Below are 25,525 nucleotides of genomic sequence, written 5' to 3'. Positions count from 1 at the left end.
CTCGGCGAACGGCCTCGTTGCCCGATGTGACGTCCCGGCACCGCGTGCGGGGCGTCACATTGTCCCCTTCGTTCAGGAGCGCCTCCCATGATGACGGACATGTCCGCGGCATCGATGACGCGAGCCGCACGAGCTGTGGTCGGTCATCCGCCCAACGCTGTACGGCGCTCGCTCATCATTGGACTGACCGCCTTTCTCACCGTGGTCGATCTGTTCGCGACCCAGGCGATCCTGCCGGTGCTGACGCGCCATTACGGCGTGACGCCTGCGGCCATGGGCTTCGCCGTCAACGCCTGCACGATCGGCATGGCCATCGCGAGTTTCGTCGTCGGCCTCTTCAGTCCGTGGATCAATCGCCGCGCCGGCATTCTGCTCAGCCTCATCCTGCTTGCCGTGCCGACCAGCCTGCTGGCGGTAGCTCCGGGTCTGATGACCTTCACGGCGCTCCGTGTCATGCAGGGTCTGTGCATGGCCTCCGCCTTTGCGCTGACGCTGGCCCATCTCGGCGAGCAATGCAGCACAGCCGATGCGGGCAGCGCCTTCGCGGCCTACATCACCGGCAACGTCGCGAGCAATCTCGTCGGGCGCCTGATTGCTGCGGCGGCGGTCGATCACCTCGGGCTGGCCTGGAACTTCCTGCTGTTCGCCGCCCTCAACCTGGCCGGCGCCGTGCTGGTGTCTGCGACGATCCACGGCGTTGCGCCGATCAGCGAGGCCAAGCCCGGCGAAAGCCCCTGGAGGGCTCTCGCTGCACATTGGCGCCATCCGCGCCTGCGCGCGGCGTTCGCGATCGGCTTCTGCATCCTGTTTGCGTTCATCGGCACATTCACCTTTGTCAACTTCGTCTTGGTGCAGCCGCCGCTCGCGCTCGGCATGATGACGCTCGGTGTCGTCTACTTCGTGTTCGCGCCCTCGGTGGTCACGACACTGCTGGCGGGCCCGGTCGCGACCCGGCTCGGCACCCGCGTCACGCTTTGGGCGGCGCTGGCCCTGGCCGCGTCCGGCCTGCCGCTGCTGCTGACCGCGCACCTCGCCCTCGTGCTGGGCGGCATGGTGCTGGTGGCTGCCGGCACCTTCTTCGCGCAGGCGACCGTGACCGGCTTCGTCGGGCGAGCAGCGAGCGAGAATCGCGGCATCGCCAGCGGCAGCTATCTCGCCTGCTATTTCTTCGGTGGCCTCGCGGGTAGCGCGCTGCTCGGCCAGCTGTTCGACCGGCACGGCTGGACCGCCTGCGTCGCCGGAATAGCGCTTGCGCTCGGGCTTGCCGCCGCGCTGGTGTCTTGGCTCAAGGAGTAGCTGGACCTGCGATCCCAAGCTATTGCCGGGTGAGGACCCTCGCCTCGCATCCTGTGTCGCTCGGGCAGAAGCGGGGGTCCAGGCGTTCGGATCGCGCTGACTTGGCGCGGATGATCTCAGCCGGCGAAGCTCGTCTTGATTTCCGCGGCGACGGTGGCGGCGTTCTCGTCGAGGACGAAATGGCCGGCATCTAGCCAGACGAGGCGGGCGTCTGGCAGGTCGGCGAGATAGGCCTCCGCGCCGGCGGGAACGAAGAACGGATCGTTCTTGCCCCAGACGATCAACGTCTTCGGGCGATGGGTGCGGAAGGCCTGGTGCCAGCTCTCGTACAGCGCGACGTTGGTCTTGTAGTCCTCGAGCAGGTCCAGATGCGCCGCATCATGGCCGGGGCGATCGAGCAGCGCCTGATCATGCGTCCAATTGTCGGGGCTGATGGCCTCCACATTGCGGGCGCCGACCTGATACTGGTACTTCGTCGTCTCGGCGGCAAGCAGCCTGCGGGCGGGGGCCTCGCTGGCCGCATCGCGCTTCTCCCACAGCGGCAGGAAGACTTGCGCTGGCATCTCGCCCACACCGGCCATATAGGCATTGGTGTTCTGGATCACGAAGCCGGTGACGGCCTTGGGGTTGCGCGTGAACAGCCGGAAGCCGACGGGGCCGCCATAGTCCTGCATGTAGAGGATGTAGGAGCTCAGTCCGAGCTGCTCGATCAGCCCGGCGACATGTGCGGTCAAATTCTCGAAGCTGTAGTCGAACGCGGCAACGGATGGCGCATCCGACTGGCCGAAGCCGATGTAGTCGGGAGCGATCACGTGAAACCGGTCCGCCAGCAGCGGGATCAGGTCTCGGAACATGAAGCTGCTGGTGGGAAAGCCGTGCAGCAGGAGGATGGTCGGATGTGTCGGATCGCCGGCTTCGCGATAGAACATTTGGCGATCATGGACGGTGGCGAACTTGTAGAGAGTCACGGGGGAAGCTCCGATGAAGGGGTGACAGGCGCTTGGCGCGTGAGGACAGCCGGGACCATCCTCACGCCTCTGGGGGGCCCTTGGGGGTCAGGCGGCCTTGCTCGCTTCGACGACCGGGAAGTCGATCTCGGTCTTGAACACTTCGTTGAAGAAGTTGGTCCAGCTGTTGAGAGCGACGTGCTGCACGATCTCGATGACCTCAGCGTCGGTGTAGCCGGCAAGCTTGACGGCAGCGAAATCGGCGTCGGTGACATGACCACGATTGTGCGCGACCAGGGCGGCGAAGCGAACGGCGGCGTCGGCCGGCGGATCGTTGGACGCGCCGTTGCGGTTGGCGGTGATCTCCGCGTCGTCCAGTCCGGCGAGGTTGCGGCCGAGATAGGTGTGGGCCGAGAGGCAGTAGCTGCAGCCATTGATTTCGGCCACCGCCAGGGCGATCCGCTCACGCGTCGCGGCGGGCAGCGAGCCCTTGCCGCGCGCGCCGGACCAAGCGAGATAGCCTGAGAGCGCCTGCGGGCTGAGCGCGATGGCGCGGAACATGTTCGGCGTGCTGCCGAGCTGCTTGGCGACGCCTTCAAGCAGAGGACGCGAGGCTTCGGGCGCGTCGGCGATGGTGGCGGGGGGCGGGATGCGGGTCATGGGAGGGTCCTTTCGTGGCAGCCGTATTGGCTGATGACCCCCATCTACGTTCTTCCATTTTTGAGCAGTAGACGATAATTTCGAGAGCCAAGGTTTCAATTATTGGAAGAATGATGGACCGCTTCGAAGCGATGCGGACGCTGGTGGCGGCGGTGGATGGCGGCAGCCTCTCGGCGGCATCCCGCGCGCTCGGCGTGCCGCTGCCGACGGTCAGTCGCTGGATGTCCGAACTGGAGGCGCATCTCGGCGCGCGGCTCCTGGTGCGGACCAGCCGCAAGCTGATCCTGACCGAGGCCGGCGAAGCCTTCGCGGCTGTGGCGCGGCGCCTGCTCGACGACCTGGCCGAGGCGGAGCGCGCGGCCAGCGGCGAGTATCGCGAACCGCGCGGCGAGTTGCTGGTGACGGCGCCGATCATGTTCGGCAAGCTTCATGTCGCGCCGCTCGTCCATGCGTTCCTCGCCGCCTATCCGCCGGTCAGCGTGCGGCTGATCCTGTCGGACCACGTCATCGATCTCGTCGACGCGCATGTCGACGTCGCGGTCCGCATCGGACGCATGCCCGACAGCCAACTCATCAGCCGCCAGGTCGGCCGTGTGCGCTGGATCCTCAGCGCCAGTCCGGATTACCTCGCCCGCCGCGGCGAGCCCGCGACCCTCGAGGCGCTGCGCGATCATGATTGCATCGCCTTCGAAGGATTGCAGACCTACCGGAGCTGGACGTTCGGCAGTGGCGCCAGCGAACGCACGGTGCCGATCAAGCCGCGGTTTTCGGTCAACACGGCCGACGCCGTGGTGGAGGCGGCGGCAGCCGGCCTCGGTGTCGCGCGCCTGATGTCCTACCAGGTCGCTCCGGCGATCGCCGACGGCCGGCTGGTGCAGATCCTGCACCGTCAGGACGATCGCCCGACGCCGGTCAACCTCGTGCACCAGCCGCAGCCGGTCCAACCGCTCAAGCGCCGGGCCTTCCTGGACTATGTTGCGCCGAGGCTGAGCCTTGCGCTGGAGAAGATCGAAGAATCTCTCGTGAAGGCATGAGCCGAAAGAGGCGCTGCTGTGTGATGGTCTATATGGAACTAACAAACGATTTGTTGCAGTGCCGGCAATAGCAGCCGATAGTTGATAAGCCGAAGCTCGGCATGACCCCGCTGAATATTCCTGTGGAATCAAGACCAAAGGAATTCGTCGGTCTTGGCTGCAAGGGCCGCGAGGAGCTCATGGTCTTCCGGGCAGGCGCCTAGGCGCCCAACGGCTTGCCGCGGCGGGTCTTCCGCCCTACAATGACTACTGTAGTCATATCTAAAAGTGGGAGAACCATGCGCGAGATTCAGCTTCGGGATGCCAAGGCCAACCTCTCCGCCGTGGTCGATCAGGCGATGGAGGGCAAGCCGTCGGTCATCACGCGTCACGGCAAGCGCGAAGCAGTCGTTTTGAGCTATGAGGAGTGGGAACGCCTATCTCACGTGCCGAGCTTTGGACGGCTGTTGATGGCGGCGCCGCTGGCAGCGGTTGATGGGCCGGAGCGCAATCCGTCTCCGGTACGAACCGCCGATTTCTGACGTCGTGTATCTCGTCGATACCAACGTCATTTCGGCGGCGGCGCCAGGACGCCCTGTCCCTGCCGCGCTGGTCGATTGGATGGATGCGCAATCGACGTCGCTATTCATATCGGTCGTGACGGTCGCGGAGATCGAGGACGGGATCGCGAAGCTGCGGCGGGACGGCGCCACGCGCAAGAGTGCCGACATCGCCGCGTGGTTGGAGACGGTCGTGCATCTCTACGCCGACCGCATTCTCCCCTTCGACATCGAGGCTGCCCGGATCGCCGGCGCCTTGACGGATCGGGCGCGGGGGCTCGGTCATGCGCCGGGCTTTGCCGACATCATCATCGCCGCGACCGCGCGCCGGCATCAACTGACCATCCTATCCCGCAACCTCCGCCATTTCGAGCCGCTGGGTGTCGCTGTGCGCGATCCGTTCGCGGCGTTGCCGTGAACGTGGCGGGATGAGGTCGTTGCTACAACAGTGCACGTAACTTGCTCCTCGACCCGCATGTCCGGACGTCGGCAGTTCAGGACTCGCGTGAGGTCATTGCTGCGTCTTTCGCGCGAGATAACGGACGCATTTGGTGCGTTCCTGACCGCCCGGACGACTTTCAACCCTCACCCTGAGGAGCACGCCGCAGGCGGGCGTCTCGAAGGGCGAGGCCCCGGCTGTGGCCTCATGGTTCGATACGCGCCGCCACGAGCAATCGTCGCGGGGCAGGCTGCGGAGAACGGCGCTCCTCACCATGAGGGGAGAGTACCGAAATCTACGCAGCACGTGGGCCCCGAGCAGCGTGTTCATGGAGAGAGCGAACGCCAGGTAGCGCTGCGTTGACGTCGGGTGGTGTCGCTGATCGGCTGACTAATCATCCACCCGACGGGCAATCCTCGCATAGCCCACATGCACCAACTGCCCGTCGTGCCAGTTTGTCGCGCACTTCTCCCCTGTCACGTCGGGCAAATCACCTCCACATTCTTGCGCATCTCGGCTCGCTGAAGAGGGACGTTTCGCGATCGTCATGAAGCGTCGAGTCGGAGAGGCGACGGGCGCGTTGCTCTGCAGCCGGGTGTCAAAAGCCCGGGCCGACGAACGGAGCGAGGCGACGGCGAAATGGTGTGGTCCTGGTCTCCCGACGCTGAGACCAAGCCGGTGGTGATGATGATCCGCTGGCGACGGGGGCAAGACAGCCGGTCCCCGGGGAGAGCGCCTATAACCCGCAAAACCGTCGCGCAGGGAAGACCGGATATTGGGCTGAACCTGTGGTTCTACTGCGTGCTTGTTTGCTGCACGCGGACCGCGGGTGTCAGTCGATACCCGGTCTTCCCTGCGCCTCTTCTTCGGAAGGAGAGGTCCATCGATCGCAAAGCTCGGGCGCATCTCGCCGCGGGAGTGCTGAGCCATGCCTGCCGTTTGAAACGTATAACGCGCATCCGTGCGATCTCGCCTGCGAGGCGGGCCATCGCACAGGTGATCTGAAGCCTCTCCGCGGCGTGGGCGAAGGTCAGTCATGCCGCACTGTTCAACGGCGCTGCTTCGCTCCGGAACAGCTCCGCACGGGTTCCACCCCGGGGAGAATCGTCGGGTTCCCGCGAAGACACCGAACAAAAACTGCATGCTTCTGATCTTCCGTTGCCTGGTACACGACGTGCAATTTACAAGCATTTCGAGTCGAGCGCGATCGCCGCGATCGTGGACCTTTGCAAGACGTGGTTGACAACATGGCGCGAATGCCAGCGACGGGCCCATCAACGTCCCGCGATTTCTGTTTTCACGAGCGACGATGTGTGCCTTCGTGGCGCGCCGCGCTGCTGGCGAGCGCAAGCTGGCTCATCATCGACACCAGCGCCGGCTACGCGCAGACCTACATCACCAACTATCAGACGATCTCCAGCCCCAACCAGTTTGGTTCACCGATCTACCTGCAGGGCGGACAGCTGAGCGCGGTCTCCTCGCTCTCGAGCATTGCAGCCTATATCAGCGTCGACGACAACCAGTCCGGCACGCTTTCCGTCCAGAACGGCGGCTCCGTGACCGTCTTTCTGGGACGGCTGGGCACTAACGCCTCGTTTCACTTGGGCTCCGCGAGCGAGCAAGGCACGATCGTCGTCAACTCCATATCCAACTACGGGCAGCCCACGGTGCATATTGACGGGGGCTATGTGCTGTCCGGATGGCAATTCGCCGTTGCGCTCGGCGGCTTCGCGAGCACCACGGTGGCCGCAACCGCCTCGCTCGACTTCAATGGCAATGCAGGTCAGGTCCGCAACCTGCAAGGGAGCGGCAACATCGGCAACCTCGGCGCCCCGATCACCGTGGACGGCGGCAACTATGCCGGCAGCATCACGGGCGCAAGCCTGCTCACATTTCTGCACACCACCACTTGGACGGGGACGGCAGGTTCCATCCAGGCCTATCTGGTCGACAGCGGCGCAACACTGACAACGTCGGGCGGCGCGACGATGAGCGCCACGGCTCCGCTGACAGTCGACGGAACATATAATCTGAACACCAGCGAAACGGTCGGCTCGCTTGCGGGGGCGGGCAATTTGGTGATCGCCGCTGGGCAGACGCTGACCGCGGGCGACGACAACACCAGCACCGCCTTTTCCGGCGTCATAGACGGCGCGGGCGGCCTGACCAAGAATGGCACCGGCACCCTCACCCTGAGCGGCACCAATAGCTACAGCGGCGATACGACGCTGAACGGCGGCACGCTGCGGATGGGCACGGCGAACGCCATCGCCGCGACGCGCGCGATCATCGTTTGGGGCGGCACGTACGATCTGAATAATTTCGACCAGAGTGTCGGCGGCATCAACGGCAACGGCGGGACCACCGTTGCCCTGGGTACGGCGACGCTGACGCTCGGAGGGGCCAACAACAACACTGGCTATTTCGGCAACATCAGCGGCAGCGGCGGCCTGGTCAAGACAGGGACGGGCGTCCAGGATCTCTACGGCATCAACAGCTATTCCGGCGCAACTGTCGTGGACGGGGGCGTTCTGCGCGTCACCAGTAACGGCACCCTGCTGAATACGCCGACGATCGACGTCTACAACAGCGGCACCTTCAGCCTCGGCACCGCCAATGGGCTGTCGAACTCTGTCGGGATCACGCTGCATGATGCCGGCTCGAGTCTTGCGCTCGGCGTCGATCAGACCATCGGGTCCCTGGCCGGGGGCGCCGGATCCTTCGTTCATCTGAGTTCAGGAAGCCTGACCACGGGGACCAACAATGGCAGCGGCGTATTCGCCGGCGAGATCGACGGTAACGGCGCGCTGACCAAGGTCGGCACCGGCGCACTCACGCTTTCCGGGAGCAACAGCTACACCGGTGCGACCACCGTCAGCGCGGGCTCGCTGTATGTCAACGGTTCAATCGCCAATTCCTCGGGCGTTACTGTCGCCGCGGGCGCACTGCTTGGCGGCTCCGGAACGGTGTCGTCGACCGTGGTGAACGGGACGCTGTCGGCCGGCAACTCGCCGGGCACGCCGAGCGTCGCGGGAGATCTCACGCTTCATTCGGGAGCGACCTCGATCTTCGAGCTGAACACGCCAGGCGTGGTCGGTGGCAGCAATCCAGCGACCGGCAACGACCTCGTCAATGTGAGCAACAACCTCACGCTCGGCGGCACCCTCGACGCACGGATTGCCGCCGCCGGCTTCTATCGCCTGTTCACCTATGGCGGCACGCTGTCTGGCGATTTCGCGGCCAAGGTGCTCACGTCGACCACCTCAGGCTTCACGATCGCCACCGCGCAGCTTGAGACCACGATTCCCGGCCAGGTCAATCTGTCAGTGCTCGGCACCGGACAGAACCTGCAGTTCTGGGACGGCGCCGACAGCACCGGCAATGGCACCGTCAACGGCGGTGCGGGCAGCTGGAGCGCCGCCGGCACCAACTGGACCGGCAGTCCCGGACAGGCGGCGATCAACGGCCTCTGGGGCGGATCGGTCGGCGTGTTCGCCGGCGCGGCTGGCGGCTTGGTGACGGTCGCCGGCACTCAGAGCTTCGACACGCTGCAATTCTCCACCAACGGCTACACGCTGAGCGGCGGCTCGCTGGCAATCGCGCCCGCCAGCGGCAATGCCAGCGTCTTCAATGTCGACAACAACATCTCCGCCACGATCGCATCGACGGTCGTCGATGGCAGCGGCACCGCGTTGAGCAAGGCCGGTGGCGGCACGCTGGTGCTCACCGGCAGCAACAGCTACAGCGGCGGTACGTTTCTCACCGGCGGCACCGTGTCGGTCTCGTCGGACACCAATCTGGGCCTTGCCAGCGGCGCACTGACATTCAGCGGCGGAACCTTGCAGGTCACCGGAACGTCGTTTTCGGGGACCTCCCGTGCGATCACGCTCGCAGCCGGCGGCGGCGGGTTCGACATCGCCGACGTGGCGAACACGTTCATGCTCAACGAGGCGCTCTCCGGGGCCGGCGGCCTGACGAAATCCGGCGCAGGCACGCTGGTGCTCGCGGGCGCCAATACTTATCAGGGCGGCACGACCATCAACGGTGGCGTGCTGCGGGTCTCCGCGGACACCAATCTCGGCGCCGCCGGCAGCGCCATCAGCTTCGGCGGCGGCACGCTGAGCACGCTGAGCAGCTTCACCAGCGCGCGCGGCCTGGCTTTCACGGGCGCAGGCGCGATCGACACCGCAGCCGGCACGGTCGTCGGGTTCGACGGCGTGATCAGTGGCAGCGGCTCGTTCACCAAGAGCGGCGACGGAAAGCTCACACTCGGCGGCGACGGCAGCGGGTTCAGCGGCGCGACCACGGTTACCGCCGGCACGCTGGCGGTGAATGGCGTGCTCGGCGGCACGCTCGCGGTGGACGCCGGGGCGCGGCTGCAAGGCAATGGCACGATCGGACCCGTGACGCTCGCCGCGGGTGCAACCATTGCGCCGGGCAACTCGATCGGTACGCTCAATGCCGCAGGCAGTCTCGTCTTTTCGCCCGGTTCGATCTACGAGGTCGAGGTCAACGCCGGTGGACAACACGACACCATCGTGGCGAGCGGACTGGCGACCTTGTCCGGCGCCCACGTCAACGTCCTCGCCGGAAGCGGCAATTACGGGCTGCGCACCAACTACACGATCCTCACCGCAGCGGGCGGGCTCTCCGGCACCTTCGCGGATGTCAGCTCCAACTTGGCCTTCCTGACGCCGAGCCTCAGCTACGATCCGCAGAGCGTGACCCTGACGCTGACCCGCAACAGCACGGATTTTGCTGCTGTCGGAGACACGCCGAACCAGCGCGCCATCGGCGCGGCCATCGACCACCTCGGCAGCGGCAACGCCGTATGGAGCGCCGTGCTGCAGACGGACGAAGCCACAGCGCGTCACGCCTTCGACCAGTTGTCCGGCGAGATCCATGCCTCGAACCGCGCCGTGCTCCTGCAGGACAGCCACATCGTGCGCGACGGAGTGATGGACCGCCTGCGCAGCGCGTTCGCGACCGCAGGCGCACCGTCCCTGCCGATGATGGCCTATGCGGCTGCCGACGCCGCGCAGCCGGCGGGTACGCCCACTCACGACGTCGTGGTCTGGGGCCAGGCGCTCGGCGCGTGGGGTCATCTCCACAGTGACGGCAATGCCTCGCGCGTGAGCCGCTCCACCGGCGGCGTGCTCGCGGGCGCCGATGCCCGCGTCGGCGACAGCGACTGGCGCGTCGGATTCGTCGGAGGCTACAGCCAGACGCGACTTGACGTGACAGCGCTCGGAGCCTCGGGCACGAGCGACAACGCCCATGTCGGTCTCTATGCGGGGACCGAATGGAGCGCACTGGCGCTCCGCGCGGGCGTGGCTAGCAGCTGGCAGAACCTGGCTGCGAGCCGGACCATCGCGCTGCCCAATTTCGCCGATCGGCTGACCTCTTCGTACGGCACCTGGACCACGCAGGTGTTTGGTGAGCTGGGCTATCGCATGCAGATGGGTCGCTTCGATCTCGAACCGTTCGCCGGCGCTGCCTACGTCAATATCGCGAGCGATGCCTTTCGCGAGGCGGGCGGCGCTGCTGCGCTGACTGGACATAATCCAACGGCACAGACGACATTCACCACACTCGGCACGCATGCCGCGACCGGCTTCGATTTCGCCGGCGTCTCCACCACGGCCCGTGTGACCGTCGGATGGCGCCACGCGTTCGGCACCGTCGCACCAATCACGATGGTCAGTTTCGGGGACGCCGTTCCCGTCGCCATCACTGGAACGCCGCTTGCCCGCAACACCGCCGTGGTCGAGGCCGGGCTCGACGCGCGGATATCGGCGCAGGCGACGGTCAATCTCTCCTACACCACACAGGTGTCGCAGTCTCTCCGCGACCAGTCGTTCCGCGCCGGGCTCAATCTGAAGTTCTAGTCGGATGAAGGGTGCGCGGGCTGTTGAAATGTTCGGCGTCAATCAAACGAATCTCCATCGAGGTGCTGACCGTCGCCCCGCGCAGCGCAGGCGGACAGCACGCGTCGGTTCAGCTTGATCTCGGTATCGGTCAGCGGCCGACGGGCAACGCGCGCATGTCCGGCATGCCCCGCATGCGCCAACTGCCCGTCGTGCCAGTTTGTCGCGCACTTATCACTTGTCACGTCGGGCAAATCACCTGCACATTCTCGCGCATCCCGGCTCGCTGAAGAGGGACGTTTCGCGATCGTCATGAAGCGTCGAGCCGGAGAGGCGACGGGCGCGTTGCTCTGCAGCCGGGTGTCAAAAGCCCGTGCCGACGAACGGAGCGAGGCGACGGCGAAGTGGTGTGGTCCTGGTCTCCCGACGCTGAGACCAAGCCGGTGGTGATGATCCGCTGGCGACGGGGGCAAGACAGCCGGTCCCCGGGGAGAGCGCCTATAACCCGCAAAACCGTCGCGCAGGGAAGGCCGGATATTGGGCTGAACCTGTGGTTCTGCCGCGTGCTTATCTGCTGCACGCGGACCGCGGGTATCAGTCGATACCCGGTCTTCCCTGCGCCTCTTCGTTGGAGCAAGAGGTCGATCGATGACAAAGCTCGGGCGGATCTCGCCGCGAGACGGCGAAACCATGCCTGCTGTTTGACACGTGGAGACATGCGGCGGGAGGGAGCGCGAGAGGATCGCGGGCGCTCCGATTGAGAAGGCCGCGGGGCAGACGGGAGCGATATAACAGCCGTGCCTTCGCTCCTCGCCGGAGCGCTGCGACGACATCCGCAACAGATGGCGCACGGCGGTTCGATCCCGTCGCAGCCGTCGCGTACGAACCCGAACAATCCGAAGCTCGTTTGCAAGCGCATTCATCGCTGAATTGAGCAGGGGCTCGGCCCATAAAGTCGACCTCGTTGGAAGGGAGGGGGTTGGGATCGTCGATCTGCCGCACCATCATCGAAGGCCACAGCGCCGGGAACCCGGGCTTCGATCACGACGGGCCCGGCGCTACGCTGGGCGTTCGGCTTGCCGCGCAAGGGTGGCAAGAGGGCGCGCGGCGATTGCGACCCATATCTTGATATGATGGGCTCCGGCGGGGGAAGCCGTCATACCATGATGGGCTGGGCACGCGGATGCGGCAGGAGACAAGATTGGCGCAGGCAATGACCATCTGCATCGTGGACGACGATGATGACGTGCGGGAAAGCATCTCGAGCTTCCTCCGCTCGGTCGGGCTGCGGGTCGCCGGTTTTGCCAATGCCGAGATGTTCCTGTCGTCCGCGACCATCGCTGACGCTGCCTGCCTGATCACGGATCTGCACATGCCCGGGATGACCGGGCTGGGGCTGCATCGCGAGCTGTTGCGCCGCGGCATCCGGATGCCGGTGATCGTGATGACGGCCTATTCGACGCCGGAGGCCCGCGCGGAAGCCGATCATCTTGGCGCGGCCGGGTTCGTCGAGAAGCCGGTCGATCCCGAACTCCTGCTGCAGGATGTCGAGGCGATCCTGCGGCGGGCCACGGCCGGCGCGGGCCGGCCGGATCCATCGGGCCCGGCGTCATGACGCGGCCGCCGAACGGGCAGGAGCTGCCGCTGATCTGCGTCGTCGACGACGATGAAGACGTTCGCAATTCGCTCAGCAGCCTGCTGCGCTCGGCCGGCTACCGGGTGAGCGTGTTCGCCGGGCCGGCCGAATTTCTCGCCTCCGATGCCGGCGATGCCGCATCCTGCCTGATCCTCGATATCCGGCTCGGTGAAGCCGATGGCCTCGAATTCCAGCAGGAGCTGGTCGCCAGCGACGCGGCGATCCCGATCATCCTGATCTCCGGGCATGGCGACATTCCCATGACCGTCAGGGCGATGAAGGCGGGCGCGGTCAACTTCCTGCCGAAACCGTTCGACGACACCGCGCTGCTGGACTCCGTCGGCGAGGCCGTCTCGCGGGCGCGGGAGCGCCGCAGCGAGGCCGATCGCGAGAACAGCGTCCGCGTGCGCTGGGACTCGCTGACCTCGCGCGAGCGCGAGGTCATGCAGCTCGTCACCGCCGGGCTGATGAACAAGCAGGTGGCCTGGGAGCTGTCGCTCAGCGAGATCACCGTCAAGATCCACCGCGGCAACATGATGCGCAAGATGCAGGCGAAGTCGCTCGCCGAGCTGGTGCGCATGGCGGACCTGCTCGGTGTTCGCGCGGAGCGCCGCGACGCCTGAGGCCATCGCGCCGATCGTGGATTGCGACGCTGCCGGCGTGCGTTTGCGCAAACGGCCGTGCGGATCGGATACGGCCGCGCGGTGCTCATGCCTAGATCGACGGGAGCGCCGCGCGTGCCGCCCCGCCGATCTCCATCATGAAGGACCTGAAGTCATGCCATCGCCCGTCCGCCCCGACCTCGCCAGCCCGACCGACCTGTCGTCCGATGCCACGCGCGACATCACCGCGGCGCTGCGCGCGCTGCTGGCCGATGTTTTCGCGATCTACCTCAAGACCAAGAATTTTCACTGGCACATGTCCGGTCCGCATTTCCGCGACTATCATCTGATGCTCGACGAGCAGTCGGACCAGATCTTCGCCATGACCGATCCGCTCGCCGAGCGCGCGCGGAAGCTCGGCGGGATGGCGCTTCGCTCGATCGGACAGATCGCCCGCAGCCAGCGCATCGCCGACAATGACGCCGATTACGTCGATCCGCTGGACATGCTGGCCGAGCTGCGCAGCGACAATCAGCAGCTGACGCGCGAGCTGCGCCGCGTGCACGAGCTCTGCGACGAGCATGGCGACGTCGCGACCGCGAGCCTGATCGAGAACTGGATCGACGACGCCGAGCGCCGCGTCTGGTTCCTCTACGAAGCCGGCCGCACCGGCCACAATTCGCGGGGGTGACTGAGATCGAACACGTTGCCTTCAACGCCTTGCGGGCAAGCCGTTCAATCCGCCGATCCGAGCTCGAACGACAGCGTGCTGCCGCCCCCGGGCTCGGATTGCGCGATCAGCTGTCCGCCATGCGCCTCGACGATCGCGCGCGCGATCGTCAGGCCGAGGCCGGTCCGGTCGGGCCGGGTGGAAAACAACGGATCGAACGCGGCATCGCGCACCTCCGCGGCCGTCCCCGCGCCGCTGTCGGCGATGCTGCAGCGGACGGTGTCGCCAAGGTCGGAGATCGCGATCGTGAGCACCCGGTCGCCGGCCGCATCGGCCATCGCGTCGATGGCGTTGGCGACGAGGCTGAGCAGAACCTGCTGCAACTGCTCGCGATCGGCGCGCACATGTTTCGGCGTCGCAGGGACTCCGCGGTCGACCACGATCCGGTGCCGCGCGAGATCCTTGGCGACGCTCCGCAAGACCGCGTCCAGCGCATCCTCGATCAGCACGGCAGCCAGTGCGGGACTCTCGCGAGCGGCGACCGTTCGCAGCGAGCGGGCGATTCGCGTCGCGCGCAGCGCGGAGTCGCGGATGCGTTCCAGGCCGCGGATCGCCTCGGCAATGTCGGCCTGGGGACGCCTGAGCCAGCGCAGCGCAGCCTCGGCGTCGAACACCAGGCTGGTCAGGGGATGCTGGAGCTCACGCGAGATATGAGCGGCGTAGTGGTGCAGGGCCGCGGTCGCATCGGTCGCACCGGCCCGGCGCTCGCCGTCGCGCGCATCATCGGAGCGGCGGTCGGCCGTCGGCGCGCATGGGCCGGGCGGGTTCGTGCCGTCGGACCAGCGCCCGGACAGCCCGCTGGGCATCTGCCGGGCGGAAATGGGCGCGTCTCGCATCCATGGGCTCCTTTTCTGCTTGAGGGGCGAGGCTCCGGCTCGTCCGGTCACCCATCCTCGGCGATGACGATGGCCCGCCCTGAGGCCTTGCGTCTTGAACGAATTGCCGATTGCTGGACTGAAATCGGAGCGGTTTCGCCGGCGGGGTCAGCGCCGCAATTGATCCCGCCAGGCTCTCGGCGTCGCGCCGGTTTCGCGCGAGAACACGCGGGTGAAATGGCTCTGGTCGGCAAAGCCGCAGGCCATCGCCACATCCGCCAGCGACAGCCGCCCCTCGGCCATCAGCTGCTTGGCCTGCTCGACCCGCATCTTGAGCAGCCAGCGATGCGGCGTCGTGCCGGTCGCCTCGGCGAACTGACGCGCAAAATAGCTCGGCGTCAGTCCGCACTCGGCCGCGATCTCCGCGATCGAGATGTCGCCGTTCAGGCGGCTCGCGATCAGATCCTTGGCCCGCCGCAGGCGCCATCCCGCAAGTCCCTTGGCGATCGCCCGGGGCTCGATCGCGACCCCATAGGTGCCCGCGATGTGGCTGCACAGCGCGATCATGGTGTGATCGAGGAACAGCTGGTTGACCTCCGCCGGCCGGTCGAGCGCGGGCAGCATCGCCAGCCCCAGATGCATCAGGACCGGATCGAAGAAGCCGTGGCCGCTCTCGACGCGCAATTCGTCGGCCGCCGACATGCCGCCGGCGGCGGCGAGGTCGGCGAAATAGCGTCGCGGAATATGAAAGTGAACGAAGTCGAACGGATCCTCCAGCTTGGCGTCGACGCCGTTCCGGAGATCGAAGAACACGCTGTGATTCCGCAGCAGGTTCGTCTGCGGCGTGTGACGGCCGCCGAGCCAGAGCTCTCCCTTCTGGTAGTCGATCAGCTCCAGCGAGAAGGCATAGCCCTCCTCGGGAGGAACATGCTCGACGAATCCGAAGCCCGGCCCGGCGATCACGCGGGCGACCGTGATGTCGTTGTTCGAGCGTCCCTTCACCAGGAGCGAGCTCACCGAGCTCTGGCCGCGCCAATGCTCGTCCAATCGCGTGCCGTACAGTTCGGCGTTGGTCATCCCGACCCTCTCTGCCGCTCGCCTTCGGGCGGCAAGCTCATATCGTTGCGTGTGCCGCGTCGCTCGCTGGCATCTGGCCGAGCGGCACCGGGAACGCCTTTAACGATCGATGGCCGTCACGCAAGGCCGCCGGCGCAGCGCAGGTCCGGCGGGCGGCAGTGGCGACCTTTGCAAACGCCCGTGCTTCGATTTGCCGCACGCGCTCAGCCGAGATCAACAGCTTCTCGCCGATGGCCTCGAAGCTCGTCGGACGCTCGCCGAGATGCCGCGCCGAGAAGATGTAGCGCTCCCGCGCATCGAGCTGCACCAGCGCCTCCTGCAAGGCGCCGCGCCGGCGATCGAGCTCGTCGTGGCCCGCGAGGATGGCCTCGGCGTTGGGCGTGTCGTCGGCGATCAGGTCCTGCCACTCGCCGCTCTCGTCGAGATCGGACAGCGGCGCATTCAGCGACAGATCGCCGGACAGGCGCTGCTCCATCTCCATCACGTCGCGCAGCGGGACCTCGAGCGTCGTCGAGATCTCCTCCGCCAGCTCCTTCGTCAGGGCGCCGTGGTGCTCGGGCCGGATGCGCCGAAGCTCACCGCGCAGCCGGAAGAACAGCTTCTTCTGCGCCGGCGTGCGGCCGATGCGGACCAGCGACCAGGACCGGACGACGTAGTCGTAGATCGCCGACTTGATCCACCAGACGGCGCAGGTCGCAAAGCGCGCGCCACGATCGGGATCGAACTTGTCGAGCGCCATCATCAGCCCGACATTGGCTTCGGCGATCAGATCGCCAAGCGGGAAACCGTAGCGCCTGTAGTCACGGGCCAGCTTCGCCGCCAGCCGGAGATGGCTCGTGACCAGCGCATCCGCCGCTGCACGATCGCGCTGCGTCAGCCAGCGCTGCCACAGCCGGGCTTCCTCGTCCTTCTCCAGCATGGGATAGCGCTGGATCGCGCGCATGTAGTCGTGCTCGTCGAACGACGCGAGGCTGGTGTAGGCCGGTGCAGGGGCAGGAGCAGGGGAGGGAAGTGATGAGGCCATGAGACTCTCCACGGGTGGCGTTGTACTCTGTCGTAGAGGTAGCGAGGCCTTTCCCGAGAGAACATTAAATCTAGGTGTTAGGCGGCCAGCCGGAGTGACAAGGTGTGGCGCGCATCGCGCCGGCTTGCTTCTCATCAAGGGGCCAAATGCCTCTTTTGTGTGCGGCCTTGCCTCGCACAGCCGTGCGGAGATGACGCTTGCGCGCAGTCGCCTGCACGCAAGCGGTGGGCCGGGCGGAGGACGTCAGCGCACCACGCCGCGGGGATTCGGATCGAGGGCGGCCATCGCGACATCATCGAGTTCGAGATGGCCGCGAACCAGGTCCGGCGGGGTCAGCGCCAGCCACTGGTTTAGGGGGACGTCCTTGAACCGCGGCGTGTTGAAGACATTCAACACCCGGACCGGCGTCGTGCCGATGTTCTCGATGTAGTGCGCGAGCGTCTTCGGCACATAGCCGACGTCGCCGGCGCGATAGTTGAACGTCCGCGCCTTGGAGGTGGCGTCGAACACCGTCATGCGGGCTTCGCCCTGGATGTAGTACTGCCACTCGTCCGCGTCGGGATGCCAATGGATCTCGCGCAGCGCGCCGGGCTCGAGATCGATGATCAGCGCCGCCATGTTGGTGACCGGAAAATTCCTGACATCGATGACTGTCGTGCGGCCGCCGTCCCACTGCGTCGGCGTGACGTCGCTGCGGTGGATCGTGAACGGCTTCGCGGGACGGGTCTTCGGCAGCCTGGCGAGCACGTCGTCGAGCGGCGGCGGCACCGGCAGTGGAAAGATGTACTTCTCCTTCGCCGGCAGGTTGGAGAAATGCTGCGCGGCGACGCCGAAGTTCTTGGCGACGACCTCGATCGGCATATGCGCCATCAGCTCGGTGACGAGCAGCGTCTCGTTCTCTGAAAAACTGCCGTCGTCGAACACCAGCAGGAATTCGCAGCCTTCCGCCAGCGCCTGAATGGAGTGCGGCGTGCCGGAGGGAAACAGCCAGATGTCGCCGGCCTCGAGATCGTCGACATAGACCCCGCGGTCGGGATCGACGGCGGTGACGCGGCAGCGGCCTTCGAGCACGTAGCCCCACTCGGCCTCCTTGTGCCAATGCAGTTCGCGGACCACGCCGGGGCCGAGCCGCATGTCGACGCCGGCCATGCCCTTGGCCGCCGGCAGTTCGCGCACCGTGACCTCGCGCGCCCAGCCACCCGCTTCCAGACGATTATGCGCCAGGCCGAAGGAGAATTTCAGATTCGGGATCGAGCCGTTGTCGGTCGGCGGCGGACGCAGAATATCCGGGTTCTGCCGGTCGAGCTCGAAATTGCGCGGACCGGGATCGCTTGCGCCGTAAGCGCCGCGAATGGGTTGAAGATCGGCTGATGTCGACATTAAAATTCTCCGCTGCGGTTCGTCTCGGGGATCGAGGTGCATCGCGCCCTCGTTCGAAAGCGCATGACCGAGATGATGAGAATCGGCGGAGCGCGGTTTTCCGATTGCACGCCCGAGCCTGGAAAGCTCACGGCGCTCGAAGCACGCGGACCTCTTTTCGACGCAGGCGGACGATCAAGACAGCGCGCGGCACTCTTCGACGGCAGCGGGCGGGGTTGGGCGGCTAAATCGTCGGCCAAGTCGATATCCGCATGCGGCTGCCAGCAACGACATCGCGACGACGCCGGACACATAGGCGGCGCCACGACACGCATGATGATCGAGAATGATCATGAACGTCTCCCAGCTCATCAGCGAGCGTGTCGTGTAGCCTCCGCAGAACCCGGCCATGACGAACTGACGTGAGACCTCGCCCATCGGAAAGGGGCCGCGCGAGTCGGTGAGCACAGCATACAGGGCGATGATGAACGAGCCGGCGATGTTGACGAAGGCCGTCGCCAGGAGGTCGCCGCCCCACAGCTCCGCCATGAGCGACGTCGTGCCGTAGCGTGACAGCGCACCCAGCGCGCTTCCAAGGCCCACGGCCATGCAGAGGACGAGGCGCGAGGCCGACATTGTCACGCTCCTAGACCCGCGACAGCAACCGTGCCGAAATAGCCGACCGCCACCGCGGCCAGACAGAGCACGGTCGATGCAATCACGTTGAGCGCCGCAAGCCCGGTGCGGTGGTCCAGAACGAGATTGACGGTTTGAAGACTGAACGACGAGACGGTGGTGTACCCGCCGAGCACGCCCGTGATGACCAGGTCATGCGTGGAGGCGCCGGCAAACACGCCCCCATGGACGCGCGCCAATGCAACGACCATGCCGATGAGCAGGGCGCCGGTGACATTGACGACCAGCGTGCCCCAGGGGAACGTCGTGCCCCATCGCAGCGCTATGCCGTCCGACACGATGAAACGGGAGGCTCCGCCGATGGCGCCGCCGAGGCCGACGAGAAGATACGCCTCGATCGGGATTGTCTGCACGCGAGTTGATCCTCGATTGGGGACGACTTTTTGACGGCCCTAGGACGCGACGGCTTGCTTGAGCCTGCCAGGCTCCGGCGTGTCATCGCCCCCTGGGATTGCCTGTGCCGGAGCAGACTCTGCGCCGGCATCGGGCCGGCTTGGCGTCGATGGGCGCAGCCGGCTTAGCCAATCGCCGAGGGCATCGAGATAAAGGTAGACCACCGGCGTCGTGTACAGCGTCAGGATCTGCGACAGCAGGAGGCCGCCGACGATGGTATAGCCCAGCGGCTGACGCAGCTCCGATCCGGTCCCGGTCCCGAGCATCAAGGGCAGGCCACCGAGCAGCGCCGCCGTCGTCGTCATCAGGATCGGCCGGAAGCGCAAGGTGCAGGCCTGATAGATCGCGTCCGGTGCCGACAGTCCCTGGGTGCGCCGGACATCGAGCGCGAAGTCGACCAGCATGATGCCGTTCTTCTTGACGATTCCGATCAGCAGGATGATGCCGATCAAGGCGATCACGCTGAGGTCCATCTTCACCGCCATCAGCAGCAGCAGCGCGCCGATGCCCGCCGACGGCAAGGTCGAGAGAATGGTGATCGGGTGAATCAGACTCTCATAGAGCACGCCGAGGATGATGTAGATGACGATCAGCGCGACGCCGATCAGCAGCGGCGTGCCGGACAGCGAGGTCTGAAACGCCTGGGCATTGCCCTGGAATGAGGTCGCCAGCGACTTTGGCTTTCCCGACGCCTGCTCGAACGCCTTGATCGCCGCGACCGCGTCGCCGAGCGCCACACCCGGTTTCAGATTGAAGGAAAGCGTGACCGAGGGGAACATGCTCTGGTGATTGACGAGGATCGCAGACGGCACGATCTTGCTCTGGACCAAGGTGCCGAGCGGCACCTGCTGTCCGCCGGACGACGGCAGATAGATCTGATTCAGCGCGTCTGGGCCATATTGGAAGCGCGGATCGACCTCCAGGATCACGTGATACTGGTTCAGCGATGTGAACATGGTCGAGACGATACGCTGGCCGAAAGCGTCGTTGAGGGTGTTGTCGATCGTCGACGGCAGGATGCCGTAGCTCGACGCCACCTCGCGGTCGACGGTGATGTCCAGACGCGGCCCGGCATTGGCCTGATCGCTGGCGACGTCGGTGATCCCCGGGATCTGCTTCAGTCGGTCGAGATAGATCGACGCCCAATGGGCCAGCTCGGCCGAGTCCGCATCGGTGAGGGTGTACTGATATTGCGTCTTGGAGAGCCGCGCGCCGATGGTGATGTCCTGCGCCGACTGCATGTAGAGCGCGATGCCCTGGATGCGGGCGAGCTCCGGCTTGAGCCGGGCGATGATCTGGTCGACGCTGACGCCGCGCTCGGCGCGCGGTTTCAGGATCACGAAGATGCGGCCCTGGTTCAGGGTTGCGGTCGGTCCTCCCGGACCGATGTAGCTCGCGACCGATTGCACCGCCGGATCCTTCAACAGCACGCCGGCGATCGCCTGCTGGCGCTCCGACATGGCCGGAAACGAGATGTCCTGAGAAGCTTCGGTGATGCCGACGATCTGTCCGGTGTCTTCCTGCGGAAAGAAGCCCTTCGGGATCGCGGTGTAGAGATAAAAAGTCAGCGCGATGGTCGAGAGCATCACCAGCAGCGTCGAGAGACGATGCCGGAGCACCACATTCAAGCCGCGCGCGTACAGCGCCAGGAGAGAATCGAACGCCCGCTCGGACAGCAGATAGAGCCGTCCGTGCCGCGTGCGGCTCTCATCCTTCAACAGGCGCGCGCACATCATCGGGGTCAGCGTCAGGGAGATGACGAGCGACAGGATCAGCGAGGCGGTGATGGTGAGGGCGAACTCCTGGAACAGCTTGCCGACATAGCCGCCCATCAGAAACAACGGAATGAAAACGGCGATCAGAGACAGCGTGATGGAGATGATGGTGAAGCCGATTTCGCCCGATCCCTTGACGGCCGCCTCCATCGGAGAAAGACCGTTCTCGATATGGCGGACGATGTTCTCGATGACCACGACGGCATCGTCCACGACGAAGCCCACCGCGATCGATAGTGCCATCAGCGAGAGATTGTCGAGGCTGTAGCCGAGCACATAGAGGATCGCGAACGTGCCGACCAACGACAGCGGCACGGTCACCGCGGGAATGACGGTGGCCCAGAGGTTGCGCAGGAACAGGAAGATGACCATGACGACGAGGCCGATGGTCAGCAGCAGCGTATGCTGCACGTCCGAGACCGCCGCGCGGATCGTCAGCGTCCGGTCGGCCGCGACCGAGACCTTGATGGCCGGAGGCAGCGAGGCCTGAAGCTGCGGCAACAGCGCCTTTATCCGGTCGACGGTCTCGATCACGTTGGCGCCCGGCACGCGCTGAATGGCGAGGATGATCGCGCGGTCCTTGTTGTACCAGCCGGCCAGCAGATCGTTCTCGGGCCCTGCGACGGCCTGGCCGATGTCGCGGATCCGCACCGGCGCGCCGTTGCGATAGGCGATGATCAGCGAGTCATACTGCTCCGGCTTGAGCAGCTGGTCGTTGGTGTTGAGCGTATAGGAGACGCGGGGGCTGTTGAGGGTGCCCTTCGGCAGGTCGACATTGGCGCCGGCGATAACGCTGCGAACGTCTTCGAGGCCGATACCGCGGGCCGCCAGCGCTTCCGGATTGACCTGGATGCGGATGGCCGGCTTCTGCTGCCCACCGATGCCGACCAGACCGACGCCCGGGATTTGCGAGATCTTCGGCAGCAGGATGTTCTCGGCATAGGCATCGATGGTGGTGAGCGGCAACGAGTCCGACGTCAGCGCGAGCAGCATGACCGGCGTCTCCGCCGGGTTCACCTTCCGGATCGTGGGCGGGTAGGGAATGTTCTGCGGCAGGAATGGACTTGCGGCATTGATGGCCGCCAGCACGTCCACCGCGGCGCTGTCCACGGTGCGCGAGAGGTCGAACTGCACGATCAGCTGGGCCACGCCGAGCGCGCTCGACGACGTCAGTTGAACAACGCCCGGGATCTGGCTGAGTTGCTGCTCCAGCGGCGTGGCGATCGACGAGGCGATCGTCTGCGGATCGGCGCCCGGGAGCTGCGCCGAGATCTGGATGGTCGGGTAGTTGACATTCGGCAGCGCGCCGACCGGCAGCAGACTGTAGGTCGCCAGCCCGCACAGCAGCAGGCCCAGCATCAACAGCGAGGTCGCGATCGGCCGGCTGATGAACGGGGCTGAGAGGTTCATGGCAGGGCATCCTGGACGGCGCTCTGCAACTCGGCTTCCCGTGCGGCCTTGCCGTGCAAAGGCTGCACCATGCTCCCGTCCTTGAGACGGTACTGGCCGTCAACGACGACCGTCTCATCGCCGGAAAGGCCGCTGTCGACCAGCGCCTGTCCCTGGCTGATCTGGGCGACCGTGACGGGGCGCAATTGAGCCGTGCCCGAGGGGGTGACGACATAGACGTAGGAGCCGCTTGGACCTTGCTGAACGGCGGAGCCGGCGACGGTGAGGCCATTCTTCCGCGTCGTCAGCAGCAGATTGACGGTGATGAGTTGGCCGGGCCACAGCCGGTGCTGCGCATTTGGAAACTCCGCCTTCAGCTCCACGGTGCCGGTCCCCTGCACGATCTGGTTGTTCACCACGAGCAGCTTTCCCTCATCGAGCCTGGTCTTGCCGTCCTGGCTGTAGGCGATGACCTTCAGCGGACCCTGGGCCATCTGATCCTGGATCTGCGGCAGATCAGTCTCGGGCAGCGCGAACGTGACCGAGATCGGCTCGATCTGGGTCACGACGACCAGTCCGTTGGGATCAGCTGGATGAATGATGTTGCCGACGTCGATCTGCCGCAGGCCGGTGATGCCGGGGATTGCCGATGTCAGACGCGTATAGCCGAGCTGAATGCTGGCCTGGTCGATGAGCGCCTGGTCCGCCTTCACCGTCGCCTGTAGCTGCGTGACCTGCGCCTGTTGATTTTCGATCAGCTGTGCCGTGGCGAAGCCCTTGTCGCCGAGCTGGGTGTCGCGCTTGAGATTGGCCAAGGCGTTGCTGAGCTGCGCAGTGTCGCGGTCGCGATTGGCGCTGAGCTGCGCGATCTCCGCCTGATAGGGACGCGGATCGATCTGCGCCAGCAACTCGCCGGCCTTGACGAATTGTCCCTCGGTGAAGCTGATCTCGGTGAGCTGGCCCTGGATCTGGCTGCGGACCACATCCGTGTTGTCCGCGACCACGGTCCCGATGCCCTTCAGATAGATCGGCACGTCGCTGCGGGCGACCTTGGCTGCGATCACCGGCACCGGCGCGGGTGGCACGGCGACAACAGCGGCTGCAGCGAGTGAACCGCCGGAACTCGCGTACCACAGGCCTCCAGCCGTTGCCGAGGTGGCGAGCATCGCGGCGATGATGATCATGTTGCGCATGGTCAGGATGTCCTTGCGAGCGAGAAGCCGGCTATCGCCGCCTTTTCCTATGCGTGAGAGCTGGATCGAGAGGTGAAGAGGGGGCGTCAGGCGACGTTTCGAAATCGCACGTTGAAGGGGGGATCAGGTCTTCGAAGAGGTGCAGCCGGTTCGAACGCCGAGAAAGAGGGCTTGGGAAATCGCGACGGACTTTCCACCTGCCGACAGGTTCGGCCCCAGGCGATGCCGCCGAAGGCCAAGCACGTCATGACCAGTCGAAGGAGCAGGGCGCATGCCCAATGTTGCGGATCGTATTGTCGAAACTCTTCACACGGCCGGAGTCCGGCGCATCTTCGGCGTGGTCGGAGACAGCCTCAACGGGCTGACGGAAGCGCTGCGCGAGCACGGCGGAATCCAATGGGTGCATGTCCGCCACGAAGAGGTTGCGGCCTTCGCTGCGGCCGGTGAATCCCAGGTCACCGGAGAGCTCGCCGTCTGCGCGGGCTCCTGCGGCCCGGGGAATCTGCACCTGATCAACGGCCTCTACGATGCGCAGCGGACACGGACGCCGGTGCTGGCCATCGCGGCGCAGATCCCTTCGGCGGAGATCGGCGGCGGCTACTTCCAGGAGACGCATCCGCAGAACCTGTTTCGCGAATGCAGCGTGTACTGCGAGCTGGTGTCCGACCCCGGGCAGTTCGACTACGTCATGGAGAACGCGATCCGCGCGGCGGTGGGTCGCCGCGGCGTCGCCGTCGTGGTCATACCGGGCGATGTCGCGTTGCGTGAAGCGTCCAAGCGGCGCGTGTCGCCGGCTGCGGGCCTGCTGCCGCCGGCGCCGCTGGTGACGCCCGCCGAGCAGGAGCTCGACGCGCTCGCCACGCTGCTGAACGACGCCGGCAAGGTCACGCTGTTCTGCGGCCGCGGCTGCGCCGGCGCGCATGCTCCGTTGATGGCGCTGGCCGAAGCCCTCAAGAGCCCGATCGTGCACGCGCTCGGCGGCAAGGACTATGTCGAATACGACAACCCCTACGACGTCGGTATGACCGGGTTCATCGGCTTCCCCTCGGGCTATCAAGCGATGCATGCCTGCGACGTGCTGCTGATGCTGGGAACGGACTTTCCCTACAAGCAGTTCCTGCCGAGCCACGTGCGCATCGCGCAGGTCGACATCCGCGCCGAAAACCTCGGCCGTCGCTGCAAGCTGGAGCTCGGCCTGGTCGGCGGTGTCCGCGAGACCATCGAGGCCCTGTTACCGAAGCTGGTGACGAAGACCGACCGCGGTCACCTCGACCATAGCGTCGCCCACTACGTTGCCTCCCGAAAAGGCCTCGACGAGTTGGCGAAGGGGACACCCGGCCGCAGGCCGATCCATCCGCAATATCTCGCGAAGCTGATCAGCGACACCGCCGCCGAGGATGCAGTGTTCAGCTTCGACGTGGGAACGCCGACGATCTGGGCGGCGCGTTACCTGAAGATGAATGCCCGCCGCCGCCTGGTCGGCTCACTCGTGCATGGCTCGATGGCCAATGCGCTGCCGCAGGCGATCGGCGTGCAGGCGGCTCAGCCGGATCGCCAGGTGATCTCGCTGTCCGGCGACGGCGGTTTCACCATGCTGATGGGAGACCTGATCACGCTGAAGCAGATGAAGCTGCCGGTGAAGGTCATCATCTTCAACAACGGCGTCCTCGGCTTCGTCGCGCTGGAAATGAAGGCTGCGGGCTTCGTCGAGCTCGGCACGGATCTGGAAAATCCCGACTTCGCGGCGATGGCGCGCGCGATGGGAATTCATGGCGTGCGGGTCGAGGATCCCGGCGAGCTGCCAGCCTGTCTCGCCGAGGTCCTTGCGCATGACGGTCCCGCGGTCCTGGACGTCGTCACGGCGAAGCAGGAGCTGTCGATGCCTCCGACCATCGGTGCCGAGCAGGTCAAGGGCTTCAGCCTGTGGCTGATCCGTGCGGTGATGAGCGGGCGCGGCGACGAGGTGATCGATCTCGCCAAGCAGAACCTGTTGCCCCGCTAGACGGCTACGTCCGCACGAGGAGGACGCGCCATCGTTCGAGCGGCGCGTCTTC

At 65.8% G+C, this 25,525-nt stretch carries 20 protein-coding genes; 9 read left to right on the top strand and 11 right to left on the bottom strand.

Features of this window, described 5'->3' with window-relative positions; all coding sequences use genetic code 11:
* Window positions 1-90: 90 nt before the first annotated feature.
* Window positions 91-1,296 carry an MFS transporter gene (locus tag ACQR1L_RS08295; protein WP_434857802.1) on the top strand — a complete coding sequence of 402 codons (1,206 nt, stop codon included), beginning with the start codon at window positions 91-93 and terminating at the stop codon, window positions 1,294-1,296.
* A 116-nt stretch (window positions 1,297-1,412) separates the two neighbouring features.
* Here ACQR1L_RS08295 and ACQR1L_RS08290 read toward each other — a convergent pair whose 3' ends face one another.
* The gene (locus tag ACQR1L_RS08290) at window positions 1,413-2,264 is read right to left on the bottom strand and encodes an alpha/beta fold hydrolase (RefSeq protein WP_434857467.1); all 852 of its coding nucleotides are present in this window, start codon (window positions 2,262-2,264) and stop codon (window positions 1,413-1,415) included.
* An 87-nt stretch (window positions 2,265-2,351) separates the two neighbouring features.
* Window positions 2,352-2,903 (bottom strand): carboxymuconolactone decarboxylase family protein, encoded by a 552-nt coding sequence (locus ACQR1L_RS08285; RefSeq protein WP_434857466.1) that lies wholly within the window; start codon window positions 2,901-2,903, stop codon window positions 2,352-2,354.
* A 113-nt stretch (window positions 2,904-3,016) separates the two neighbouring features.
* On the opposite strand from ACQR1L_RS08285, the gene ACQR1L_RS08280 reads away from it, so the two are divergent.
* From ACQR1L_RS08280 to ACQR1L_RS08265, 4 genes are all read left to right on the top strand, one after another.
* Window positions 3,017-3,937: a LysR family transcriptional regulator gene (locus ACQR1L_RS08280; protein WP_434857465.1), complete on the top strand. Its 921-nt coding sequence runs from the start codon at window positions 3,017-3,019 to the stop codon at window positions 3,935-3,937.
* A 278-nt stretch (window positions 3,938-4,215) separates the two neighbouring features.
* Window positions 4,216-4,458, top strand: a complete 243-nt coding sequence (locus ACQR1L_RS08275) for a type II toxin-antitoxin system Phd/YefM family antitoxin (RefSeq protein WP_434857464.1) — start codon at window positions 4,216-4,218, stop codon at window positions 4,456-4,458.
* A gap of 4 nt (window positions 4,459-4,462) precedes the next feature.
* Complete coding sequence (locus ACQR1L_RS08270; RefSeq protein WP_434857463.1) at window positions 4,463-4,894, top strand: type II toxin-antitoxin system VapC family toxin; 432 nt, start codon at window positions 4,463-4,465, stop codon at window positions 4,892-4,894.
* A gap of 1,334 nt (window positions 4,895-6,228) precedes the next feature.
* Window positions 6,229-10,803: an autotransporter domain-containing protein gene (locus ACQR1L_RS08265; protein WP_434857462.1), complete on the top strand. Its 4,575-nt coding sequence runs from the start codon at window positions 6,229-6,231 to the stop codon at window positions 10,801-10,803.
* Between the two features lie 38 nt (window positions 10,804-10,841).
* Here the strand turns inward: ACQR1L_RS08265 and ACQR1L_RS08260 are convergent, their stop codons facing one another.
* Window positions 10,842-11,096, bottom strand: a complete 255-nt coding sequence (locus tag ACQR1L_RS08260) for a hypothetical protein (protein WP_434857461.1) — start codon at window positions 11,094-11,096, stop codon at window positions 10,842-10,844.
* Window positions 11,097-11,983: 887 nt separating this feature from the next.
* On the opposite strand from ACQR1L_RS08260, the gene ACQR1L_RS08255 reads away from it, so the two are divergent.
* The 3 genes from ACQR1L_RS08255 (at window position 11,984) to ACQR1L_RS08245 (ending at window position 13,711) form a co-directional block, all read left to right on the top strand.
* The gene (locus tag ACQR1L_RS08255; protein ID WP_434857460.1) at window positions 11,984-12,397 is read left to right on the top strand and encodes a response regulator transcription factor; all 414 of its coding nucleotides are present in this window, start codon (window positions 11,984-11,986) and stop codon (window positions 12,395-12,397) included.
* Window positions 12,394-13,041 carry a response regulator transcription factor gene (locus tag ACQR1L_RS08250; RefSeq protein ID WP_434857459.1) on the top strand — a complete coding sequence of 216 codons (648 nt, stop codon included), beginning with the start codon at window positions 12,394-12,396 and terminating at the stop codon, window positions 13,039-13,041. Before ACQR1L_RS08255 ends, ACQR1L_RS08250 begins: the two co-directional genes overlap by 4 nt.
* 154 nt (window positions 13,042-13,195) lie before the next feature.
* Window positions 13,196-13,711, top strand: a complete 516-nt coding sequence (locus ACQR1L_RS08245) for a Dps family protein (protein WP_434857458.1) — start codon at window positions 13,196-13,198, stop codon at window positions 13,709-13,711.
* A 44-nt stretch (window positions 13,712-13,755) separates the two neighbouring features.
* Here ACQR1L_RS08245 and ACQR1L_RS08240 read toward each other — a convergent pair whose 3' ends face one another.
* The 8 genes from ACQR1L_RS08240 to ACQR1L_RS08205 all read right to left on the bottom strand — a co-directional run bounded on the left by ACQR1L_RS08240 (window position 13,756) and on the right by ACQR1L_RS08205 (window position 23,471).
* On the bottom strand, window positions 13,756-14,586 hold the full coding sequence (locus ACQR1L_RS08240; RefSeq protein ID WP_434857457.1) for a sensor histidine kinase: 831 nt from the start codon (window positions 14,584-14,586) through the stop codon (window positions 13,756-13,758).
* 147 nt (window positions 14,587-14,733) lie between these two features.
* Window positions 14,734-15,642 (bottom strand): helix-turn-helix domain-containing protein, encoded by a 909-nt coding sequence (locus ACQR1L_RS08235; RefSeq protein ID WP_434857456.1) that lies wholly within the window; start codon window positions 15,640-15,642, stop codon window positions 14,734-14,736.
* Window positions 15,643-15,679: 37 nt separating this feature from the next.
* Window positions 15,680-16,666, bottom strand: coding sequence for an RNA polymerase factor sigma-32 (locus tag ACQR1L_RS08230; protein WP_434857455.1), 987 nt, complete (start codon window positions 16,664-16,666; stop codon window positions 15,680-15,682).
* Between the two features lie 243 nt (window positions 16,667-16,909).
* Complete coding sequence (locus ACQR1L_RS08225) at window positions 16,910-18,046, bottom strand: oxalate decarboxylase family bicupin (protein WP_434857454.1); 1,137 nt, start codon at window positions 18,044-18,046, stop codon at window positions 16,910-16,912.
* A gap of 174 nt (window positions 18,047-18,220) precedes the next feature.
* A complete protein-coding gene (locus ACQR1L_RS08220) occupies window positions 18,221-18,661 on the bottom strand; it encodes a fluoride efflux transporter FluC (RefSeq protein ID WP_434857453.1) in 441 nt (146 codons plus the stop codon).
* A gap of 2 nt (window positions 18,662-18,663) precedes the next feature.
* Window positions 18,664-19,065, bottom strand: a complete 402-nt coding sequence (gene crcB, locus ACQR1L_RS08215; RefSeq protein WP_434857801.1) for a fluoride efflux transporter CrcB — start codon at window positions 19,063-19,065, stop codon at window positions 18,664-18,666.
* A 48-nt stretch (window positions 19,066-19,113) separates the two neighbouring features.
* Window positions 19,114-22,299, bottom strand: a complete 3,186-nt coding sequence (locus tag ACQR1L_RS08210) for an efflux RND transporter permease subunit (RefSeq protein ID WP_434857452.1) — start codon at window positions 22,297-22,299, stop codon at window positions 19,114-19,116.
* The gene (locus ACQR1L_RS08205) at window positions 22,296-23,471 is read right to left on the bottom strand and encodes an efflux RND transporter periplasmic adaptor subunit (RefSeq protein WP_434857451.1); all 1,176 of its coding nucleotides are present in this window, start codon (window positions 23,469-23,471) and stop codon (window positions 22,296-22,298) included. Before ACQR1L_RS08205 ends, ACQR1L_RS08210 begins: the two co-directional genes overlap by 4 nt.
* 271 nt (window positions 23,472-23,742) lie before the next feature.
* Between ACQR1L_RS08205 and poxB the strand changes: the two genes are divergently transcribed.
* Window positions 23,743-25,473 carry a ubiquinone-dependent pyruvate dehydrogenase gene (gene poxB / locus ACQR1L_RS08200; protein WP_434857450.1) on the top strand — a complete coding sequence of 577 codons (1,731 nt, stop codon included), beginning with the start codon at window positions 23,743-23,745 and terminating at the stop codon, window positions 25,471-25,473.
* The last annotated feature ends 52 nt before the right edge of the window (window positions 25,474-25,525 follow it).

The sequence above is a fragment of the Bradyrhizobium sp. HKCCYLR20261 genome (genome assembly GCF_051168435.1).
Taxonomy (GTDB): Bacteria; Pseudomonadota; Alphaproteobacteria; order Rhizobiales; family Xanthobacteraceae; genus Bradyrhizobium.
The sequence above is the reverse complement of the archived record's forward strand: the minus strand, read 5'-3'. Positions and strand labels throughout refer to the sequence as shown.

Bases quoted from the DNA above. Each gene is read 5' to 3' on its own strand.
- ACQR1L_RS08295 (WP_434857802.1), top strand. From the start codon at position 91: ATGACGGACATGTCCGCGGCATCGATGACGCGAGCCGCACGAGCTGTG.
- ACQR1L_RS08285 (WP_434857466.1), bottom strand. From the start codon at position 2,903: ATGACCCGCATCCCGCCCCCCGCCACCATCGCCGACGCGCCCGAAGCC.
- ACQR1L_RS08280 (WP_434857465.1), top strand. From the start codon at position 3,017: ATGGACCGCTTCGAAGCGATGCGGACGCTGGTGGCGGCGGTGGATGGC.
- ACQR1L_RS08275 (WP_434857464.1), top strand. From the start codon at position 4,216: ATGCGCGAGATTCAGCTTCGGGATGCCAAGGCCAACCTCTCCGCCGTG.
- ACQR1L_RS08260 (WP_434857461.1), bottom strand. From the start codon at position 11,096: ATGACGATCGCGAAACGTCCCTCTTCAGCGAGCCGGGATGCGCGAGAA.
- ACQR1L_RS08250 (WP_434857459.1), top strand. From the start codon at position 12,394: ATGACGCGGCCGCCGAACGGGCAGGAGCTGCCGCTGATCTGCGTCGTC.
- ACQR1L_RS08245 (WP_434857458.1), top strand. From the start codon at position 13,196: ATGCCATCGCCCGTCCGCCCCGACCTCGCCAGCCCGACCGACCTGTCG.
- ACQR1L_RS08240 (WP_434857457.1), bottom strand. From the start codon at position 14,586: ATGCGAGACGCGCCCATTTCCGCCCGGCAGATGCCCAGCGGGCTGTCC.
- ACQR1L_RS08235 (WP_434857456.1), bottom strand. From the start codon at position 15,642: ATGACCAACGCCGAACTGTACGGCACGCGATTGGACGAGCATTGGCGC.
- ACQR1L_RS08230 (WP_434857455.1), bottom strand. From the start codon at position 16,666: ATGGCCTCATCACTTCCCTCCCCTGCTCCTGCCCCTGCACCGGCCTAC.
- ACQR1L_RS08225 (WP_434857454.1), bottom strand. From the start codon at position 18,046: ATGTCGACATCAGCCGATCTTCAACCCATTCGCGGCGCTTACGGCGCA.
- ACQR1L_RS08220 (WP_434857453.1), bottom strand. From the start codon at position 18,661: ATGTCGGCCTCGCGCCTCGTCCTCTGCATGGCCGTGGGCCTTGGAAGC.
- ACQR1L_RS08210 (WP_434857452.1), bottom strand. From the start codon at position 22,299: ATGAACCTCTCAGCCCCGTTCATCAGCCGGCCGATCGCGACCTCGCTG.
- ACQR1L_RS08205 (WP_434857451.1), bottom strand. From the start codon at position 23,471: ATGCGCAACATGATCATCATCGCCGCGATGCTCGCCACCTCGGCAACG.
- poxB (WP_434857450.1), top strand. From the start codon at position 23,743: ATGCCCAATGTTGCGGATCGTATTGTCGAAACTCTTCACACGGCCGGA.